Here is a 21686-nt window from a genome sequence, read left to right as displayed (position 1 = left end):
ATTAATAACTAACATAATCTACAATTTCTAAACCATATCCAATCATACCCACTCTTTTGGTTTGTTGCGAGTTTGTCATTAGTTTAATTTTACTAATGTTTAAATCATGTAAAATTTGAGCTCCAATTCCAAAATCTCTTTGATCCATTGCAATTGCAGGTGCTTTTAATTCACCTTTTGCTTGGTTTTCTTTTAAAACACCTAATCTACTTAATAAATTTTTAGATTGATTTTGTTGATTAATAAACAAAATAGCTCCTTTTCCTGCATCATTAATCACCTGAAACATTTGGTCTAGCTTCTTGTCTGCATTATTAGTTAAAGTACCTAAAATATCATTATTTACTAAAGTTGAATTGATTCTTGTTAGCACACCATCTTCAGAGGTCCAATTTCCTTTAGTTAGTGCAATATGAATTTGATGATTGGTTGTTTGCTCATAAGCTCTTAACCTAAAATTACCAAAACGAGTTTCTAATTCAAAATCTTCTTTCTTTTCAATTAAAGAATCATGCTCCATTCTGTAAGCTACTAAATCTTCTATAGAAACTATTTTTATATCGAATTTTTTAGCAACTTCTAACAATTGAGGTAAACGTGCCATTGTTCCATCTTCATTCATGATTTCTACAATTACACCTGCAGGTTGTAAACCTGCTAAACGAGCAAAATCTATAGCAGCTTCTGTATGACCAGTTCTTCTTAAAACACCACCTTCTTTGGCTCTTAATGGAAAAATATGTCCAGGTCTAGCTAAATCAAAAGGTTTAGTTTCTTTATCGATTAAAGATTTTATTGTTAGTGCTCTATCTGAAGCAGAAATTCCTGTAGTAACTCCTTTTCCTCTTAAATCTACAGATACTGTAAATGCAGTTTCCATTGGATCTGTATTGTTAGTAACCATCATGCCTAACTCAAGTTCTTTACATCTTTTCTCAGTTAATGGTGTACATATTAATCCTCTACCATGAGTAGCCATAAAGTTTACCATTTCTGGTGTAACTTTTTCTGCTGCTGCTAAAAAATCACCTTCATTTTCTCTATTTTCATCATCTACAACAATAATTACTTTACCATTTCTGATATCATTTATTGCCTCGTCAATTGTATTTAATTGTGTTTTTTTTGCTGTATGTTGAGTAATCATAATTGTTTCTTTTTAAAAGGATTGATCTTCTTAACCAATTGTAAAACAGGTTGAAGAAATGAGTCTATATTAAAAATGCCTTTGTCTTTTGTAGCCCTTATAGTTAGTAAGATAGCTAAAGGAGCCATTATAAAAAAGGAAATCCAAGAACCTAAGAAAGCCGTAATTGTACTTTCTTCTGCTAAGTTTTTACCAAAGGTGTTTGTAAAAAAGTAAATAACATAAATTCCAATTGCAAAAACCATAGGCAAACCAAAACCACCTTTTCTAATAATAGATCCTAAAGGAGCACCTATAAAAAATAGTACTAAACAAGATAGAGAAAAAGCTATTCTATTGTAATATTCTGTATCAAATAGGTTTAATGTTTTTCTTGTCCATTTTAAGCTTGAACTATTATTTTTTAAAGAACTTAAGGCTCTACTTGTTTTTGTTGTTGCAGCATTTAAAATAGATATTTTCTCATTTATTTCGAAGTTATCTAATATATCTGCTTCAAGATCTTTTTTAACTAAAGAATCTGGATATTTATACAATTCTTTGGCACTTGTACTAATGTAAATGTTTTTAGATCTGTTTTCTAAATTTTCATCATACCTGCTTTTTAAATCTGGTACTGTGTCTTTTAATTGTTTAATGGTTAGCATTCTAAAATGGTTAGTTACTTTATTAGAATCTAAATCATCACCAACAATTGATGAAATATCTATGTTAAATTCATACTCATCAAAAGTGGCACTAGAAGCTGCCATTTTTTTTCTTTTTTCAACTGTTCTTGCAGATTTTACATGCTCTTCATAATAATTTCCATTATTTAAAATAAAGGTCATATATCTACTACCTTCTTCAGTAATTATTTTTCCTTTTTCTGCAGTTATTACTTTTTGATTTCCTCTATTACTCGTTAAATCGTAGATTAAAACATTTTTTAACAGGTTTTTATCTTCTCCATACTTTTCTTCAAATTTTATTTGATAACCAGGTAAATCTGCATTAAAACTTCCTTCTACTAAAGCTAAAGCTGGCTTTTTCTTTTTGATGTTTAAATATAAATTAGACTGATTTAAAATCGCATAAGGATATACGTTATTTAAAAAAAAGAAATTAACAACACTTAAAAAAATAGCTAAAATAGCTATTGGCCTTACCAATCTTTGCAAAGAAACACCTGCAGATTTTGCAGCAGCAAACTCATAATTTTCACCTAAGTTACCTAAAGCCATAATAGATGATAAAAGCACACCAATAGGTAATGCTTGTGGTATTATCATTAAAGTAGAGTAGTATAAAAATTTTAAGATAAATATGATGCTTATACCTTTACCTGCAATATTCTCGAATGTTTGCCAAAGTGTTTGCATTACTAAAACAAACAAAACAATTAAGAATGTTGCTATAAAAGGTCTTAAGAAACTTTTAAGAATGTACTTATCTAAAATTTTCATTGGGTACAAAAATAGCATCTTATAAGATAAGATGCTATTAATTTTCTGTTAATTGGATTTTGCTAGTCAATTGTATAATTCTGACTTAGATATTTTTGTCTATCAAACTTAAAAAAACTATCACTTAAAGGTTGATTACTCTTAAATTTAGTAATGGTAAATATAGTTTTTGCTCCATTTGAACCTGTTTGAATTAACTTGTATATGTGTTTAGTTTTAGCATCTACACCAAGTTCAACTTTTACGATATCAGAATTACTATCAATAGGGTTTAAAGTAACAAATTGAATTTTTCTACCATTCATATTTACTAATTTTCCCATCTCAAAATTATAACCTTCTTTATAAAAAGTTAATAATTTAGAAGGATAAATAAAACCATCATCACCATCTAAATCTCCATCAGTTATAGATATTTCTTTTTCACCAGTATTAATTACGTATAATTTTTTACCATCATAAATAAAGGTGTTACCTAAATAATTTAGATTATACTTATCACCAGCTAAATTAATTTCTCCATTAATAGGTGGTTCATCACCTTCTTTTATACCAGCTTCTTCATTACTTAGGGTTTGGCTAAAGCCAATGTACATGTTATTATAAGACCCCATTTTAGTAGATACTTCATCTAATATCTTTTTTGCTTCTTCTGAGCTTTGTGAAAAAGTTAATGTGTTCATCAATAAAAATGCTACTACAAAAAATACTTTCTTCATTTTATAAATTCTTTTCATTTTCTAATAATTGATCTAAAGCAACAAAATCTGGAACTAATACTTGTCTTGCTTTACTTCCTTCAAAAGGACCTACAATTCCTGCTGCTTCTAATTGATCTATTAATCTTCCTGCTCTGTTATATCCTAATTTTAATTTACGTTGTAAAAGAGAAGCAGAACCTTGTTGAGCAGTAACAATTATTTCTGCAGCTTCTCTAAATAATTTATCTCTATCAGCAATATCAATATCAACATTTGTGCCACTCTCTTCACCAATAAACTCTGGTAGTTGATAGGCTTCAGCATACGCTTTTTGAGAACCAATAAAATCAGTAATTTTTTCAACTTCTGGTGTATCTACAAAAGCACATTGAATTCTTAAAATATCATTTCCACCAGAATACAACATGTCTCCACGTCCAATTAATTGGTCTGCTCCTGGAGCATCTAATATAGTTCTAGAATCGATTTTTGATGTTACTCTAAATGCAATTCTTGATGGAAAGTTAGCTTTTATAATACCTGTAATAACATTTACAGAAGGTCTTTGTGTGGCAACTATTAAGTGAATACCAATTGCTCTAGCCAATTGAGCTAAACGTGCTATAGGTGTTTCTACTTCTTTACCAGCTGTCATAATTAAGTCTGCAAATTCATCAATTACTAATACAATGTAGGGTAAAAATTGATGACCATCATTTGGATTAAGCTTACGCTTTTTAAACTTTGCATTATACTCTTTAATGTTTCTAACCATTGCAGCTTTTAGTAAATCGTAACGATTATCCATCTCTATACAAAGAGAGTTTAATGTAGTTACTACTTTACTTGTATCTGTTATAATAGCTTCTTCTGTATCTGGCAATTTTGCTAAGTAATGACGTTCTATTTTATTAAATAAAGTCAATTCTACTTTTTTCGGATCTACTAAAATAAATTTTACTTCAGCAGGGTGTTTTTTGTATAAGAGTGATGTTAGTACTGCATTTAAACCCACAGACTTTCCTTGTCCTGTTGCACCTGCCATAAGTAAGTGAGGCATTTTAGCTAAATCTACTACAAAAGTTTCGTTAGAAATTGTTTTTCCTAAAGCAATAGGTAGTTCCATTTGAGATTCTTGAAACTTCTTAGAAGAAATAGCAGAATGCATAGAAACTATGGTAGATTTTTTGTTTGGTACTTCTATACCAATTGTTCCTTTACCAGGTATTGGAGCAATAATTCTAATCCCTAAAGCAGAAAGTGAAAGCGCAATATCATCTTCTAAATTTTTAATTTTAGAAATTCTAATTCCTGCTTCTGGTACAATTTCATAAAGTGTAATTGTTGGTCCAACAGTAGCTTTGATTTCATCAATACCAATCTTATAATTTTTTAAAGTATCTACAATTCTGTTTTTATTAGCTTCTAATTCTTCAGGGTCAATTGAAATACTTTCATTGTATTGTTTTAGTAAATTAAAAGTTGGGAATTTAAAGTTTGATAACTCAAGAGTAGGATCAAACTCACCAAAATCTTTTACAATTTTATCTGATAAGTTCTCAGTTTCATGTTCTTCTTCTTTACTAACTTCAACATCAATTGCAACTACTTTTTCTTCTGAAGAGTTAACTTTAGTGTCTGACTTATCTTCTACTTTAAGTTTTATTTCAGATTCATTCTTAGTGTCTTTATCTATTTCTTCTTTTTTTGAAGAGACATCAGAATACTTTGATATTGTAGGTTTAAGATTTTCTAAAGAAAGTTCAAATTCAGATTTCTTTTCTTTTTCTAAAGAAATACTTTTAGATTTTTCTTCTTCAATTATATCCTCTTTATTAGTAGTAGCAACACTTTCTTCTTGTAATGCTTCTAGTTTACGTTGAGCTCTTTTTTCTTTTAATCTATCTATAAAAGCATCAAAAGTAACTTTATATCTAATGATAGCATAAGCCATAAAAAGAAATATAAGTGTAATAACTAAACCAGTTTTTCCTATAAAAGTCTGTAAATATTCGTTTATCTCAAAGCCAATTATACCAGCAGCTAAAGCATATTTTTTATCTAAAAACCCAAAACTTAAAGCTACTAAAACCATTAGGAAAAGATTCCAATTTGTGGTTGTAATAATTAACGATAGTTTCTTTTTAATTAAGACATAAAAACCTACCAAAAATATTTGAAACGAAATGATAAATGCAGCAATACCAAAACCTTTATATATAAAAAAGTGACTAAGGTTTGCCCCAATTTTACCTAATAAGTTATTACTTTTTACAGCTTTATTGGTAAACTGCTGTAATGTGCTTTGATCTTCTTGCCAATTAAAAAAAAACGAAATAAATGCAACACACAAAAAAACAGAAAACAACATTAAAAATGTTGCTACTAAAGTTGAAGTTTGTCTGTTTTTTAAAAAAGAAAAAAAAGAAGGTTTATCTTCTTTGGTTGATTTTGTTTTTTTTGCCATTAAAACGTTGAGCTTTATTTAGAGAGTAAATATACATTTTATTTAAAAAAATACTAAAATTTTAGGAATGTATATTATACCAGCAATAATAAGCGAAGTTAATGCTGCAAAAGTGGGAATACCAGCAGCTATATCCTTTATTTTTCCAATTTTCTTATGGAATTCTGGGTGAATAAAATCAGCAACTTCTTCTATCGCAGAGTTAGCTGCTTCAGCTACTAATACTAAACCAATAGCTAAAAATTGTAGCATCCATTCTATTGCACTAATATCTAGAAGAAAACCTAAAATAATGGCAATAAAGGCAACAGAAAGTTGAACTTTTATACTGTCTTCTGTGGTAATTAAAATCCACATACCTTTAAAAGCATATTTTAGGCTTTTAATTCTTCCTATAAAAAAACCGTCTTTTGGATTTTTCAAAACTATATTGCTTTTAAAGCAGCTTCGTAATTAGGCTCGTCAGCTACTTCTTGAACTTGTTCTGTGTGTTTTATATTACCATCTGTACCAATAACAACAATTGCTCTAGAATGTAACCCTTTAAATGGACCATCTGCAAATTCTAATTGATAATCTTTACCAAATTTACCCATTTCAAAATCTGATAACATTACTACATTTTCAATCCCTTCTGCACCACAAAAACGAGCTTGAGCAAAAGGTAAATCTCTAGAAATACATAAAACAGTTGTATTGTCTAAATTTGCTGCCTTTTTATTAAATTCTCTTACAGAAGTTGCACAGGTTCCAGTATCCACACTAGGAAAAATATTTAAAACAATATTTTTACCTGAAAAATCAGATAAGCTTTTAGTAGATAAATCTACTGCAGTTAAAGTAAAGTCCGGAGATTTGCTACCTGTTTCTGGTAAATTTCCTACTGTATTTACAGGAGTTCCTCCTAATGTAATCTTAGCCATATAAGTTGTTTTAGACTATCAAAAATAATTAAAAATGATTGAATAACTCTTAAAGAAAACAAAAGAATTTTCTCATAACTTTTCTAGGTTAATAACTATCTTCGCAAACCGAATACATTTACTTTGAACTTAGCTCAATATACATCAGAATTTAAATATAATTGGCAATTAGCAGCACCAGTAATGCTAGGTATGTTAGGGCATACTTTTGTTTCTTTTATAGATAATATTATGGTTGGACAATTAGGAACAGCAGAATTAGCTGCAGTTTCTTTAGGTAATAGTTTTATGTTTATTGCTATGTCTATTGGTATTGGTTTTTCTACAGCAATAACACCATTAATAGCAGAAGCAGATTCTTCTGATAACTTACAACAAGCAAGATCTGCTTATAAGCATGGCTTGTTTTTATGTACTACTTTAGGTATTCTTTTATTTTTGATGGTTTACTTTTCTAAACCATTAATGTATTTAATGAATCAACCAGAAGAGGTTGTTGCTTTGGCAATACCGTATTTAGACTTAGTCGCTTTTTCATTAATACCTTTAGTTATTTTTCAGGCAATTAAACAATTTAGTGATGGTATGTCAATGACTAAATACCCAATGTATGCTACTATTTTAGCAAACATTGTAAACGTAGCTTTAAATTATGTTTTGATTTTCGGAAAGTTTGGTTTTCCTGAATTAGGCATAGTAGGTGCTGCTTATGGTACTTTAGCTTCACGTTTTATTATGGTTTTATATTTAGGAATTTTATTACGTTATAAAAAGCGCTCTGCAAGAATTGTAAATAATATAAAGATATTTGTTTTAGAAGGGCTAATGATTAAAAGAATTATCAATTTGGGTTCTTTAAGTGCAATGCAAATGTTTTTTGAAGTTGCCATATTTACGTCTGCAATTTGGTTGAGTGGTTTGTTGGGTAAAAATCCTCAAGCAGCAAATCAAATTGCGTTAAATTTATCTTCAATGACTTTTATGGTTGCTATGGGTTTAAGTGTTGCTTCTATGATAAGAGTTGGTAATCAAAAAGGTTTACAAAACTTTAAAGAATTACGAAGAATTGCTTTTTCTATTTTCTTATTAGGGTTTTTATTTGCAATATTTTTTGCTGGTATCTTTTTTATTTTCCATAAAAGTCTGCCAAACATATATGTAGATTTAAATGATGCAGCTAATTATGCAGATAATATGGAAGTATTATCTATAGCTGCGAAATTGTTATTAGCTGCTGCATTTTTTCAAATTACAGATAGTTTACAAGTAATAGTTTTAGGAGCTTTAAGAGGCTTACAAGATGTAAAAATACCAACTGTATTAACTTTTATTTCTTATTGGGTTGTAGGATTTCCTGTTTCTTATTTTCTTGGAAAAGAAGATATGTATGGAAGTTTTGGAATTTGGTTAGGACTTTTAGCTGGTTTATCTACAGCAGCCATTTTATTATTTATTAGATTTAATTGGTTAACTTTGAAATTGATAAAAACAAAACATGAACTTACCTAAATTTTTATTAGCAGATAATAGTAATTATCCAGAAGATATTTTTGTATTGCATACAGAATTTCCAAGATTTTTAATTAATCTAAAGGATGACGAAGTTGAATGGTTTGAAGATTTATCTGGTGAAAATGAAGAAGATATAGCTAACGAATTAAATGCTTTAATTAAACAAGCAGAAGACTTTTATGATAAAGAAATGGAAGGGTTAGCATAGCTATTTTCTTTCTAAAAAATCTTGATATGAAAGTTGGGTTATTGCTTTACCAAGTGAGTCTAACTCTTTTGTTAAACCAATTTTTTGAATTGGTTTTTTACTAACATAATCGTAAATAAAAGTCCCTTTTCTAGAATACATTCCAAAGCCTTTATTAAAAGAGTAATATGCATATTGTTCTTCTGAATTATTAAAAATATGCTTACCAAAATTAAATTTAGAAGTATCAGCTTTTAAAAGGTTTAAAAGAGTGTAAGAAAAATCAACTTGACTAGAAATATTATCGATTTTAATTCCTTTTTTTGATATAGCACCACCCAACCAAAGCATTGGAATATGAAACTTTTTTGTTCCAAAATAAGGATTGTCTGGAGTAGGCGAACTATGTCCATGATCTGACATAATTACAATCAATGTATTTTTATACCAGTCTTGTTTTTTAGCAAAATCAATGAACTCTCCAATTACTTTATCAGTATAAAAATGGGCACTTCTGTATTTATTAGACTCACCATTTTCACCAAATTTATATTCACCTTTTATTTCATAAGGCTCGTGACTAGATAGGGTTAGTGCAATTTTAAAAAAAGGTTGTTTATTGTCTTTTGTTAAATCTGAAGCAAATCGTTTTAGAAACACATCATCATAAGCTCCCCATTTAGAGTTCCAATCTTTTTTATCAAACTCAGAACCATCAATTATTTTTTGAATGCCAGCACTTCTTAAATATGTGTTCATATTTCCAAAGTTTAAATCACCTCCATAATAAAAGCTAGTTTTATACCCCAGTTTTTCCATTTCTTTAGGCAACATAGGTAAGCTTCTTGTTTTATTTGGCATTCGCATAATTCTAATTGCTGGTTGTGGGTAGTAGCCACTTAAAATAGCAGGAATTCCTTTATCTGTTCTATCTCCATTAGAATAAAAATTAGTAAATAAAATACCTTCTTTAGATAATCTATTAAGATATGGAGTAACTGTAGGTTCACCATTTAAAGAACCAACTATTTTTGCAGATAAACTTTCCCAAATAATAAGAATTACATTTGGTTTTTGAGTGTTTAAAATTGTGTCTTGCTGATTTTTTAATAATGTACTTCTTGTTTTAGAAACTATTTGATTGGCTTCTTCTTGCGAATATATTTTGTATGGATTTGTATTATCTGTTTTTCTTTTGATGGTGTTAAAGAAGTTCCATGTGTAATTTATTGCTGCATGGTTAGCAAACATTTTATTGGAAAAATAAACATTACTTTGATTTACAGGTATTGTTTGGAATCCTCCTCTAACAGGTATTATCAATGAAGCTGTAAAGAACAAAAACACTACAATCTCTATAAAATGGCCTTTGTCTACCTTTTTATTGAAATTTTTAAATAATTTATTATAAAACTTTATAAAAATAAATGAAATTAAAACCCAAGCCAAAGTGCCAAAAACCAATTGTGTTTTAGAAACAGAAGCTAACATTAATTCAGGAGTGTTTATGTAATTTAAAAATGTGCTATCAATTCTAACTCCCCATGCTTTATACAAGCCAACATCAATTACCATCATTAAACTGCAAAATATAATTACAGTAAAAGAGTAAAAATTTAAGATTTTCTTAATGATATTATTTTCGATAAAAAAACTAAAAGAAATTAGTAAAAAAGGGAATAAACAAAGATAAGCCGTAAAAGAAAGATCTAGTTGAATACCATAAACAAAAGAGAGTAAAACATTTTTTAATCCTATTTCTATTGATTTGTCAAAATAAAAAAGAAGAAAAAATAAACGGGCAAAAACAAAGAAAACTATCCAAAAAAGAAAGTACTTTAATAATACACTTAGTTTATTTAATATAATTTTCATGTTTTTATTCAGTCACTTTTAAACGTGCTTTTGCAGTTACAGAAACATTAGAATAGTGTTTGTTAATATATTTATAATAACCTGTAATTGCAATCATTGCAGCATTATCTGTAGTGTATTCAAATTTTGGAATATAAGTTGTCCAACCAAAATGTTTTTCTGTTAATTGAAGTCTTTTTCTAATTTCGGAATTTGCAGAAACACCACCAGCAATTGCAATATGTTTAATTTGAGTTTGCTTTACTGTGTTTTTTAATTTATCCATTAAAATCTCTGAAATTGTATGCTGTATAGAAGCACAAATATCAAATAGATTTTCTTTAATAAAATTAGGGTTGTTTTTTTGTTCTCTTTGAATAAAATACAAAATGCCAGTTTTTAGTCCACTGAAGCTAAAATCTAAATCTCCTACTTTTGGTTTGCTAAATTTATATGCTTTCGGATTGCCTTTTTGAGCGTATTTATCAATTAAAGGTCCTCCAGGATAAGGTAAACCCAAAATTTTTGCAGATTTATCAAAAGCCTCACCAACAGCATCATCTATGGTTTCTCCAAGAATTTCAAAATCAAAATAATTTGAAACTTTTACAATTTGAGTATGACCACCACTAATGGTTAAACAAATAAAAGGAAATGGAGGTATTTTGCTAGTATCATTTTTTATAAAATGAGCTAAGATGTGAGCCTGCATATGATTAACATCTAATAAGGGAATTTCTAATCCCATTGCTAATGATTTAGCAAAAGAAGTGCCTACCAATAGAGATCCCATTAAACCAGGGCCTTTTGTAAATGCAATTGCAGAAAGTTCCTCTTTTTTAATATTAGCTTGAACTAAAGCTTGTTGTACAACAGGTACAATGTTTTGTTGATGTGCTCTAGAAGCTAATTCAGGAACAACTCCTCCATATTTAGAGTGCACTTCTTGATTTGCAGTAACATTGCTAAGAATTTCGTTGTTTTTTAAAACTGAAGCACTTGTGTCATCACAAGAAGACTCGATTCCTAATATATAAATTGGGTTATCCAAAAAAATAAATTTTTGCAAACTTAAGTATAATTTTAGAGTATCATTTTATATTTTGACTATAGAAATTTAATTGTTTATTAAATTTGCACGTTCTTTGTATATAGTGGCAATATTTTTGATATAATTACAAGAAAGTCTCTCTAAAACTAGCATAAAATTAAAAAGATTAGTAAAAAAATAGTAAAGTGGTTAGGGTATTTTATACTCTTGTTGTTATTTATTAGCATTTTACTTTCTACTTCTTATGTGCAAACTAAATTAGGTAATTACTTAACTAACTCTGTAAATGAAGACTTTAATACTAATATATCTGTAGAAAAAGTTGATTTATCTTTTTTAGGAAGAGTTTCTTTAAAAGGAGTCGAAATTAGAGACCACCATCAAGACACTTTAATATTTGCAAAAAAATTAAGTACATCATTATTAAATGCTAAACGAATTTTAGATAATGAAGTTAATCTTAAAAGCATTTCTTTAGAAGGAGTTGATTTTTTTATGAAGACTTATAAAGACGAGGATGAAGATAATTTAGCTGTTTTTATAAATTCTTTTGATGATGATACACCCAAAGATTCACTTTCTAACCCATTTATTTTAAAAACGGATAATGTTTATATTCAAGATTTACATTTTAAATTAATAGATGCCAATAAAAAAGATTCTTTAGATTATGAAGTTTCTAAGTTAGGAGGTAACTTACAAGACCTTTCTATTGTAGGTCCTGATTTTAAAACTAACATTAGAGGTTTATATTTTACAGACATAAATGGTTTAGAAGTTAGTAATTTAACTACTGACTTTGAATATACAAAAACAGCAATGCATTTTAAAGAAACCACTTTGGAAACAAAGTACTCTACTTTAAAAGCAGATATTGACTTTACTTACAAAAGAGAAGATTTAGCAGACTTTAATAATAAAGTAAATATTAAAGCAAAATTTGATAGTTCTAAAATAGCTATTAAAGATTTAAAGAAATTCTATGATGAGTTAAATGGAAATGATATTATTTATTTTAAAGGCAATGTAGATGGAGTCTTAAATAAATTTGATTTAAGTAGATTAAATCTTAGTACAAAAAATGGAATAAAATTAGTTGGAAATTTATTTTTTGAAAATTTAATCAATACAGAAAGAGGTTTTGTTTTTGAGGGAGATATAAAGAACTTAACAGCTACACACAAAGAGTTAAAAAAAATATTGCCCAATATTTTAGGAAAAACACTGCCCTCTGAATTTAATAAATTAGGAAAGTTTACTTTAATAGGTATGGTTAAAGTAACACCTAATCAAATTATTGCAGATGTAGAACTTGACTCAGAAATTGGTACTGTTGTTTCAGATCTTTCTTTAATAAATATAGATGATATAGATTATGCAGACTATGAAGGATCTATTGGTTTTGATAAGTTTGATATTGGTGAATTCTTTAATGATCCCTTATTTGGTTTACTTAGTTTAAGAGGAGATGTAAAGGGAGAAGGTTTTAAGTTAGAAAATATCAAAACATCATTTATTGGAAAAATTTCTAGAATTGATTTTCAAGGATATTCTTACAAAAATATAAGTGCAAATGGACAATATCAAAATAATAAATTTGATGGAGACCTAACTATAGATGATGATAATTTTAAAATGAAATTTAATGGTTTGGCAGATTTATCATCAGAAATTAGTGAATTTGATTTCGAATCAAATATCACCTACTTAAATTTAAAAGAAACTAATTTATTTTCTAGAGACAGTATATCAGAATTAAAAGGAAATATAGTTTTAGATATAGAAGGTAACTCTTTAGATAATATTTTAGGTACTGCAACATTTAAAGAAGTGTATTATACAAACGAAAAAAAAGAATATCGTTTTGAAGAGTTTATAGTAACTTCTTCTTTAAAAGATAGTATTAAAAGAATAGAAGTAGACTCTAAAGATATTGCAAATGGTTATTTAGAGGGTAAATTTACTTTTTCAGAATTACCAAGAGTAGCTCAGAATGCATTAGGGAGTATGTATACCAATTATAGACCCTATAAAGTTGAGCCAAATCAATATATAGATTTTAATTTTACAGTTTATAACCAAATAGTAAATGTATTTTTTCCTAAAATAGATATAGATGATAATACTAAGTTTAAAGGTAAAATGGCTTCTAATAAAGATTTGTTTAAACTTACATTTACTTCACCTAGGTTAAATCTTTATGGTAATGAGCTAAAAGAAATTGTTTTAAGAACAGACAATCAAAATAAACTTTACAATACTTTTTTATCAGCATCAGAAGTAAATACAGAATTTTATAATGTATCTAAATTAAGTTTGTTAAATAAAAATCAGAATGACACTTTGTTTTTTAAATCTCAATTTACTGGTGGTACAGCATCTAAAGAAGATTTTAATTTAGATTTTTATTACACGTTTAATGATCAAGGTAAATCTGTTTTAGGATTCGAAAAATCAACATTTGTAATTAATAATACTGCTTGGAGTCTTAATCCAGAAGACAAAAACACAGATAAAATTATTTTTGATGTAAATAAAAACGAATTTAGTTTTAGTCAGTTTAAACTAACATCTGGTCAACAAAAAATAGAATTTACAGGAAATATAATTGGTGATACTGAGAAAACTTTATTAGCAGATTTTACTAAAGTAAAACTACAAAGTTTTATGCCAGAAATAGATAGTTTAGCTTTAAAAGGTAGAGTTTCTGGAAATTTAGATTTTGTACAAAAAGATAATGTTTACAGTCCTGAAGCAACACTTTTAATTAAAGACTTTCAAGTTAATAATTTTAAGCAAGGTGATTTAGCAATAAATATTGAAGGTGATAAATCTTACGAAAAATACAATGTAGATTTATCTATTAAAAACGATAAAGTAAAGAGTATAGCTGCCATTGGTAATTTAGACTTTAGTAATGATAGGCCTTTAATTGATTTAGAAGTATTTTTAGAAGATTATCAACTAGAAGCTTTCAGTCCTTTAGGACAAGATGTTATATCCTCTTTAAGAGGTAGTGTTTCTGGTCAGTTCGATTTAAAAGGGTTTTTAAGAAACCCAGATATGGATGGAGTATTAACCTTAAAAGATGCAGGATTAAAATTTCCATATTTAAATGTAGATTATGATTTTGAAGGCGAATCTACAATTACACTTTCAGAACAATCATTTATTTTAGAAAATATAAATTTATTAGATACAAGTTATAAAACTAAAGGTGTTTTATCAGGTGATATTACACATCAAAATTTTGAACAATGGTTTTTAAATCTTCAAATTAATACAGATAATTTATTGATTTTAAACACAGAAAATACTGAAGAAGCCTTATATTATGGAACTGCTTTTATAGATGGTTCTGCTTTTATTTATGGTTTAACAGATAGGTTATCTATAGATGTAAATGCAAAAACTAAAGAAAATACAAAATTTGTGGTTCCTTTAAAAGATGTAGAAACAGTAGATAGTTACAGTTTAATCCATTTTAAATCAGAAAAATTAGAAGTAGAAGAGCGTCAAAGGCTAATAGCACAAGAGGCTTTAAAAGGATTATCTTTAAATATAGATTTGGAAGTAACTAGAGATGCACTTGCGCAAGTAGTTATAGATGAAGAAAATGGAAGTCAATTAACAGGTAGAGGAAATGGTAATCTAAGAATAGAAATAGATACTAGAGGTAAGTTTAATATGTTTGGTGATTACACTATAAATACTGGAGTTTATGATTTCAAATATGGTGGAATTATTAATAAACCTTTTATTATTCAAAAAGGAGGTACAGTATCTTGGAATGGAAATCCTTATGAAGCTAATTTAGATGTAACTGCAATCTATAAAGCGAAAGCAAATCCTGGAGTTTTATTAGATAATTTCAATTCAAATAGAAAAGAAGAAATAGACTTAGTAACTAGAATTACTGGAGGTCTTTTTAACTCTAAACAAGAATTAGATATTCAACTTACAAACGTAGACCCTACAATTGCAAGTGAGTTAGAGTTTGTGTTAAATGATAATAATGTAAATGAAAAAACAACACAGTTTATATCATTATTAGCATTTGGTTCTTTTAGAAATCCAGATAGAGCTAATTTTGATGTAAACAATACACTTACAGGTACAGCATCAAGTGCAATAGCTAGTGCATTTTCTAGTCTATTAAGTAACCCAGATGGAAAATTTCAGTTAGGTTTAGATTATCAGCAAGGTGTAAGTGGTAATGATATAGATCGATTAAATATCGATGATCAGGTAGATGTTTCTGTAAGTACTCAAGTTAGTGATAGAGTTATTATCAACGGAAAAGTAGGGGTACCTGTTGGTGCACAAACTCAATCTAGTGTTGTAGGAGAACTTAAAGTAGAAATACTATTAAATAAAGAAGGTAACTTTAGAGGAGTTATTTTTAATAGACAAAACGAAATTCAATATTCACAGCAAGAAGAAGGTTACACACAAGGTGTTGGTTTATCTTATCAAGTAAACTTTAATACGCTTTCAGAATTATTAACAAAGTTAGGTTTAAAAAAAGAGAAAGATAAAAAAGCTGTTCTTCTTAATAAAAAAGATTCCTTAAAATCTAAAGAAAAAATTGATAATTTTGAAGGAAACTAAAAGTATACAAAACACTAGTTTTTAATGATTGTATTAATATTTAAACTACTGTAAATCAGTTGATTTTATTGGTGTTATCAAGGGTAAAAGGCTATAACGTTTTCGTAAATTTTTTATTTTAACTGATTAAAAAGAGTTATTTTTACATTGTAATAAATTATGGCAAATATTAAGAAAATAGGAGTAATGACTTCTGGTGGAGATTCACCAGGAATGAACGCTGCAATAAGATCTGTAGTACGTACTTGTGCATTTCATAAAATAGAATGTGTTGGTATTTACAGAGGTTATGAAGGTATGATAGAAGGAGATTTTATAAGTCTTGATGCAAGAAGTGTAAAAGGAATCATTAATAAAGGAGGAACTTTTTTAAAGTCTGCAAGATCAAAAGAGTTCATGACTAAAGAAGGTAGACAAAAAGCATATAATGCACTAAAAGCTGCAAATATAGATGCTATGGTTACCATTGGTGGTGATGGTACTTTTACTGGAGCATTAGTTTTTAATAAAGAATTTAACTTTCCAATTATGGGAATTCCTGGAACTATCGATAATGATATTTTTGGTACTTCTCATACATTAGGTTATGATACAGCTTTAAACACAGTTGTAGATGTAATTGATAAAATTAGAGATACAGCTTCTTCTCACAACAGATTATTTTTTATTGAAGTAATGGGTAGAGATGCAGGACATATTGCTTTAAATGCAGGAGTAGGTGCAGGTGCAGAAGAAATTTTAATTCCAGAAGAAGATTTAGGTTTAGAAAGATTAGTAGATTCTTTACTTAGAAGTAAAAAATCAGGTAAATCTTCTAGTATTGTAGTTGTAGCAGAAGGTGATAAAACAGGTAAAAATGTTTTTGAATTAAAAGATTATGTAAATGAAAATATGCCAGAATACGATGTTAGAGTATCTGTATTAGGGCATTTACAAAGAGGTGGTTCTCCATCTTGTTTTGATAGAGTTTTGGCAAGTAGAATGGGAGTTAGAGCAGTAGAAGATTTAATAAATGGAAAATCTAATTATATGGTTGGTTTATTAAATGATAAAATAAATGTAACTCCATTAGAACAAGCTGTAAAAGGAAAATCAGAAATAAATAAAGAATTAATACGTGTGTCAGACATAATGAGCACATAAAATAAAAATAATAGATAATGATAAAAATAGGAATTAACGGATTTGGTAGAATTGGTAGATTAGCATTTAGACAAGCTGTATCAAGAAAAAATGTACAAGTAGTAGCAATAAATGATTTATTAGATGTAGATTATTTAGCTTACATGTTAAAATACGATTCTGTTCATGGAGCTTTTAATGGAACTGTTGATGTTAAAGATGGTAAATTAGTTGTAAACGGAAACGAAATTAGAATTACAGCAGAAAGAAATCCAGAAGATTTAAAATGGGATGAAGTTGGTGCTGAATTTGTTTTAGAATGTACAGGTATCTTTAAATCATTAGATATGGCTAACAAGCATATCATTGGTGGTGCTAAAAAAGTAGCTATTTCTGCTCCTTCACCAGATGCACCTATGTTTGTAATGGGTGTTAACAATAAAGAATTAACTGCAGACCAAACTATTTTCTCTAATGCATCATGTACAACAAACTGTTTAGCTCCAATAGCTAAAGTTTTAAATGATAATTACGGAATTGTAGAAGGTTTAATGACTACTGTTCATGCTACAACAGCAACTCAAAAAACGGTTGATGGTCCTTCTTCAAAAGATTGGAGAGGTGGTAGAGCTGCTATTCATAATATTATTCCTTCTTCTACAGGAGCAGCAAAAGCTGTTGGTAAAGTAATTCCTGAATTAAATGGAAAATTAACAGGAATGGCATTTAGAGTACCAACTATGGATGTTTCTGTTGTTGATTTAACTGTTAGATTAGAAAAAGCGGCTTCTTATGAAGATATTAAAGCAACTATGAAAGCTGCTTCTGAGAGTGAAGAAATGAATGGTGTACTTGGTTATACAGAAGAATTATTAGTTTCTCAGGATTTTGTTGGTGATACTAGAACATCAATCTTTGATGCAAATGCAGGTATTGCTTTAAATGATAACTTTGTAAAAGTTGTTTCTTGGTATGATAATGAAATGGGATACTCAACTAAATTAGTAGATTTAGTAGAATACGCTGCTTCTTTATAAGATTAGCATAGAATATTATTAATAAAAAAACCTGATAGTTTTATAACTGTCAGGTTTTTTTATTTTATTAAGTGTCTATTTTACAGCTATCATGCTAATTTCGACATTCACAAATTTGGGTAGATTTGCAACTTCTACAGTTTCTCTTGCAGGTGCTGTTTCTTCATTAAAATAGCTACCATAAACCTTATTTATTTCTCCAAAATTATTCATATCAGAAATAAAAATAGAGGTTTTAATCACATTTTCAAAAGTCATTTCAGCTGCTTCTAAAACGGCTTTCATGTTTTCCATAACTTGTTTTGTTTCTTTTTCAATAGAGTCTAAAACTAATTCTCCAGTTTTTGGATGTAATGCAATTTGACCTGATGTATATAAAGTATTACCACTTAAAATAGCTTGGTTATAAGGACCAATAGGTGCTGGCGCTTTTGATGTTGTAATTATTTTTTTCATTTTAATGTATTTTCTAAATATTCTATAACTTTATTAAATTCACCATTATTATTAAATATAACATAAGTTAACATACCAAATCCTAAAAATAGATAGATATAAAAACTGTAATTTCTTCCTTTGTTATTTTCTAATAAAATGTTATAATTTTCTCTTTCGTTTTCTTTGTAGATTATGCCAACAGTAAAAGGAGGATTTTGTTTATGTTTTTTAGTTATAGGATAATCTACCTCTTTTTCAATTTCTTTTCCTCTTTTATTCTTAAACTTAACAATGTAATTATAGGAATAAGAAATATCTCCATCACTATCTGTATGTTTTGTTTCTAAAATTTGATTTACAGTCGCATTAGCTTTAATACCATCTTTTTTAATGCTATAGATTTTGTCAAGTTCTTTTATTGCTTTAAAAATATAATAGAACCCTAAGAATGTAACTACATAAATTATTATGCTTTCCATTTTAAAATAACCTTCTGTCTGGTGGTTTGTTTTTATCCCATTTTAAATCTGCGAGTGTAGAAGATTTTACACCAATAAAAAATGTATATGAAGAGTTTGCACCAAAAGGAACCCAGTTAAAGTTAAACTGCCAGCTATCTAAATCTCTTGTAAAATTAAATCTTGAGAAAGAAAAAGCCCCATTTTTGATATCATAACCAGAAGAGTAACCAATTTTCCATTTAGGACTTAATTCAATATTTCCACTAAATCCTAAAGTATGAACTCCTACAGAGCCAGGTTGCAAACCATTATTTGTATAATTTGCTGCGTAAACTAAATTTACAGACCATGGTATTTTTGCTCTATATAAATCGGTTTCAACTGTTCCACCTCCAATATTTGCATTTTGTCTACGTCCATTTCTAGTAGTTGGGTCAATTTCAGCACCCATAGTATCTGGTGGATTATTTGCTCCATTTCCGTTCTTATTCTCATCCTTTTTACCATCATCTTTTTTATTAAAATCTGAACTGGAAATAGAGTAATTTGCAGTAATATTTGCGTTTGTAAGTCTAAAAATACCAGGATTAAATTTATTAATTCTTACAGCATTTCCATTTACTTCAACAACTTGATAAGGATCTAAAGTACCATTTATATTAAGCGCAAGTTTATCTTTAAATAAACGTGTACCAGCATTAAAACTTACATTAGACCAACGTAAACTATCTGCAGCTATATTGTATGATGTATTAAAATTAAGGTTGTTAAGTATCATTATCTTTTCATCTTCTTCATCAGAATCTGGATCTTTTGGGGCGACTTTAGCTTCAAGAACGTTATTTAAAGCAATACCTATTGAATTACTAACACCAGATGAAGGAGCTCCATAAATACCTTGATCAAATATTGTATACTCTTGTAAATCTAAAGGATTAGCACTTTGCTGAACTTGTCTTATATGATTGGCTTGAAAATCTGGTCTATAAGAATATGAAATAGAGGGCCTAAATGTATGTCTTAAGGCTTTTAATCTACCTTTCTTAAAATTAAAAGTACCATAAATATTAGTTGATAAACTAACACCAACATTGTATTCTCTATAACTTTTAAATCCTCTTAAAGTATCTGTTACTACTACATTTTGTGTTGCATCATATTCTTTTTGAATATAATCAAACTGCCAAACTTCTTCATAGTTTGCAGTTGGTGATAACGTAAAATATTTAAAAGCTTTTATATTGGTATTTGTACTAGTTCTATGCTGTACACCAGATCTTGCAGTTTCAAACATTTTACTCGTAAAAAACTCATCATCTGTTGTGTTTATTAAATACTGACCTTGCATGTTGTAGTTAAATCCTAATTTTTGAATTGGATTTTTCTTAACCCCACCTTTTCCAGCAAAAGGATAAATCCTATTCATGTTTAAGGTTAAAGAGGGTAAAGTCATTGTAATACTTTCTGTATTTGTATTTTGTTGATGAGTAGCAGTAACAGCCATATTAAAAGGCGTGCCAACAAAAGTTTTACTATAATTTATAGAAGAATTAAATGTGTTGTTTTGTGATTGGGAAACATTAAATTGATTTAAAGATTGTCTAAAAAACTGGCTACTTCCCAAGTTTACAGATGCTGTAAATCTAGAATTTGGACTTGCTTTTTGATCCTGATTATGAGACCATCTTAAGTTAAAATTACTTGCTTTAGAGAAATCATCAAAACCTCTAATCCCATTTATTATACTCTCAAAGTTTAAGCTAAAATTACCATTAAAACGATATCTTTTGTTGTAATTTGAGTTTATTCTTAAACCCCAACTTCCATTTGAATAAGCGTCACCTGTTAAAGCTAAATCAACATAATCGTTAATGGCAAAATAATATCCACCATTTTGTAGTCCTATACCTCTATTACTGCTCCCAGTATCAAAAGTGGGCATTAAAAACCCAGAAACAGCTCTATCACTCATAGGGAAATAAGCAAAAGGTAAAAATAAAGGAGTAGGTACATCTGCTAATACTAAATTACTAGTACCAACAATAATCTTTTTACCTGGTACTAATTTTGCTTTATTAGTGGTAATATAATAATCAGGATTTTCTTTATCAGAAGTTGTAAACCTAATTTTTCTGATATAAATTGTAGAATCGTTAACACGTTTGGTTTTATTACCATAGGTATACATTTCACCTTGTTGAGTTTTTAAACCATAAATTAAAGCTCTTTTAGATTTAAAATTATAAATCAAAGAATCTTGTTCAGATTCTTGAGAGCCTTGTTTAAAAACAGGTCTTTGTGTATATCCAGTACTATCAATTATACCTTTTGCAAAAAGTGTATTTTTTTTATAATCAATAATTATAATTCCTGCTTTTAAATCTATATCTGTATAGGTAATATTTGCTTCGTTATAAAGTGTAACTGTTTTTTCTTTTGCATTTTGAATTGTATAGTCTTTAGCAACATGCACAATAATGTCATCTAATATTTCTTTAGGTTTTAAAGAATCTTTAGTAGTAGTATCAATTTTTTTTGCTAATAAACTATCTCTTTTAATGTTTGGTAAAGTATCTAATTTCTTTTTTAAAATAGTATCTTTCTTAGGTAGAGGCACTATGGTTTTCTCTTTTGATTTTATATCTTGAGAAAATCCAATTTCTATGAAAAAGAAACAGCAAAATAAAAGTATGTAGGATAGATTTGATTGCAATGCTATAAATACTATTT

16 protein-coding genes are annotated in these 21686 nt (G+C 28.3%); 5 read left to right on the top strand and 11 right to left on the bottom strand.

The window, feature by feature from the left end; all coding sequences use genetic code 11:
* Position 1: 1 nt before the first annotated feature.
* The 6 genes from ribB to tpx form a co-directional block, all read right to left on the bottom strand.
* Positions 2 to 1147: a 3,4-dihydroxy-2-butanone-4-phosphate synthase gene (gene ribB, locus ACFOWD_RS11820; RefSeq protein WP_298994654.1), complete on the bottom strand. Its 1146-nt coding sequence runs from the start codon at positions 1145 to 1147 to the stop codon at positions 2 to 4.
* Positions 1144 to 2592: an LptF/LptG family permease gene (locus ACFOWD_RS11815; RefSeq protein WP_298994657.1), complete on the bottom strand. Its 1449-nt coding sequence runs from the start codon at positions 2590 to 2592 to the stop codon at positions 1144 to 1146. Before ACFOWD_RS11815 ends, ribB begins: the two co-directional genes overlap by 4 nt.
* A gap of 62 nt (positions 2593 to 2654) precedes the next feature.
* Complete coding sequence (locus ACFOWD_RS11810) at positions 2655 to 3311, bottom strand: LolA family protein (RefSeq protein ID WP_377410800.1); 657 nt, start codon at positions 3309 to 3311, stop codon at positions 2655 to 2657.
* A 1-nt stretch (position 3312) separates the two neighbouring features.
* Positions 3313 to 5760: an FtsK/SpoIIIE family DNA translocase gene (locus ACFOWD_RS11805; RefSeq protein ID WP_377410798.1), complete on the bottom strand. Its 2448-nt coding sequence runs from the start codon at positions 5758 to 5760 to the stop codon at positions 3313 to 3315.
* Positions 5761 to 5802: 42 nt separating this feature from the next.
* A complete protein-coding gene (locus ACFOWD_RS11800; RefSeq protein WP_377410796.1) occupies positions 5803 to 6183 on the bottom strand; it encodes a diacylglycerol kinase family protein in 381 nt (126 codons plus the stop codon).
* 2 nt (positions 6184 to 6185) lie between these two features.
* A complete protein-coding gene (tpx, locus tag ACFOWD_RS11795; protein ID WP_377410794.1) occupies positions 6186 to 6683 on the bottom strand; it encodes a thiol peroxidase in 498 nt (165 codons plus the stop codon).
* Between the two features lie 123 nt (positions 6684 to 6806).
* Here tpx and ACFOWD_RS11790 point away from each other — a divergent pair, with 123 nt between their 5' ends.
* Both ACFOWD_RS11790 and ACFOWD_RS11785 read left to right on the top strand, forming a co-directional pair.
* Entirely contained in the window at positions 6807 to 8192 is a 1386-nt protein-coding gene (locus ACFOWD_RS11790) for an MATE family efflux transporter (RefSeq protein WP_377410792.1), read from the top strand.
* Entirely contained in the window at positions 8179 to 8403 is a 225-nt protein-coding gene (locus ACFOWD_RS11785) for a hypothetical protein (protein WP_298994674.1), read from the top strand. The genes ACFOWD_RS11790 and ACFOWD_RS11785 overlap by 14 nt, the downstream gene beginning before the upstream one ends.
* Here the strand turns inward: ACFOWD_RS11785 and ACFOWD_RS11780 are convergent, their stop codons facing one another.
* Together ACFOWD_RS11780 and tsaD are read right to left on the bottom strand one after the other, a co-directional pair.
* Complete coding sequence (locus ACFOWD_RS11780; protein WP_377410789.1) at positions 8404 to 9960, bottom strand: LTA synthase family protein; 1557 nt, start codon at positions 9958 to 9960, stop codon at positions 8404 to 8406.
* A gap of 301 nt (positions 9961 to 10261) precedes the next feature.
* A complete protein-coding gene (tsaD, locus tag ACFOWD_RS11775) occupies positions 10262 to 11287 on the bottom strand; it encodes a tRNA (adenosine(37)-N6)-threonylcarbamoyltransferase complex transferase subunit TsaD (protein WP_377410787.1) in 1026 nt (341 codons plus the stop codon).
* Between the two features lie 246 nt (positions 11288 to 11533).
* Here tsaD and ACFOWD_RS11770 point away from each other — a divergent pair, with 246 nt between their 5' ends.
* From ACFOWD_RS11770 to gap, 3 genes are all read left to right on the top strand, one after another.
* Positions 11534 to 15898, top strand: a complete 4365-nt coding sequence (locus ACFOWD_RS11770; RefSeq protein WP_377410785.1) for a translocation/assembly module TamB domain-containing protein — start codon at positions 11534 to 11536, stop codon at positions 15896 to 15898.
* Between the two features lie 156 nt (positions 15899 to 16054).
* A complete protein-coding gene (pfkA, locus tag ACFOWD_RS11765) occupies positions 16055 to 17041 on the top strand; it encodes a 6-phosphofructokinase (RefSeq protein ID WP_377411000.1) in 987 nt (328 codons plus the stop codon).
* 17 nt (positions 17042 to 17058) lie between these two features.
* Complete coding sequence (gap, locus tag ACFOWD_RS11760; protein ID WP_298994692.1) at positions 17059 to 18057, top strand: type I glyceraldehyde-3-phosphate dehydrogenase; 999 nt, start codon at positions 17059 to 17061, stop codon at positions 18055 to 18057.
* Between the two features lie 75 nt (positions 18058 to 18132).
* On the opposite strand, the gene ACFOWD_RS11755 is transcribed toward gap, so the two are convergent.
* The 3 genes from ACFOWD_RS11755 to ACFOWD_RS11745 are packed head-to-tail and all read right to left on the bottom strand — an operon-like array spanning position 18133 to position 21669.
* Positions 18133 to 18513, bottom strand: a complete 381-nt coding sequence (locus ACFOWD_RS11755) for a RidA family protein (RefSeq protein ID WP_377410782.1) — start codon at positions 18511 to 18513, stop codon at positions 18133 to 18135.
* Positions 18510 to 18974: a hypothetical protein gene (locus tag ACFOWD_RS11750; RefSeq protein WP_377410780.1), complete on the bottom strand. Its 465-nt coding sequence runs from the start codon at positions 18972 to 18974 to the stop codon at positions 18510 to 18512. Before ACFOWD_RS11750 ends, ACFOWD_RS11755 begins: the two co-directional genes overlap by 4 nt.
* Before the next feature lies 1 nt (position 18975).
* Positions 18976 to 21669: a putative LPS assembly protein LptD gene (locus tag ACFOWD_RS11745; RefSeq protein WP_377410778.1), complete on the bottom strand. Its 2694-nt coding sequence runs from the start codon at positions 21667 to 21669 to the stop codon at positions 18976 to 18978.
* Positions 21670 to 21686: the final 17 nt, after the last annotated feature.

Origin of the sequence: Polaribacter marinivivus (assembly GCF_042651285.1) — a bacterium.
Classification (GTDB): Bacteria; Bacteroidota; Bacteroidia; order Flavobacteriales; family Flavobacteriaceae; genus Polaribacter; species Polaribacter marinivivus.
The sequence above is the reverse complement of the archived record's forward strand: the minus strand, read 5'-3'. Positions and strand labels throughout refer to the sequence as shown.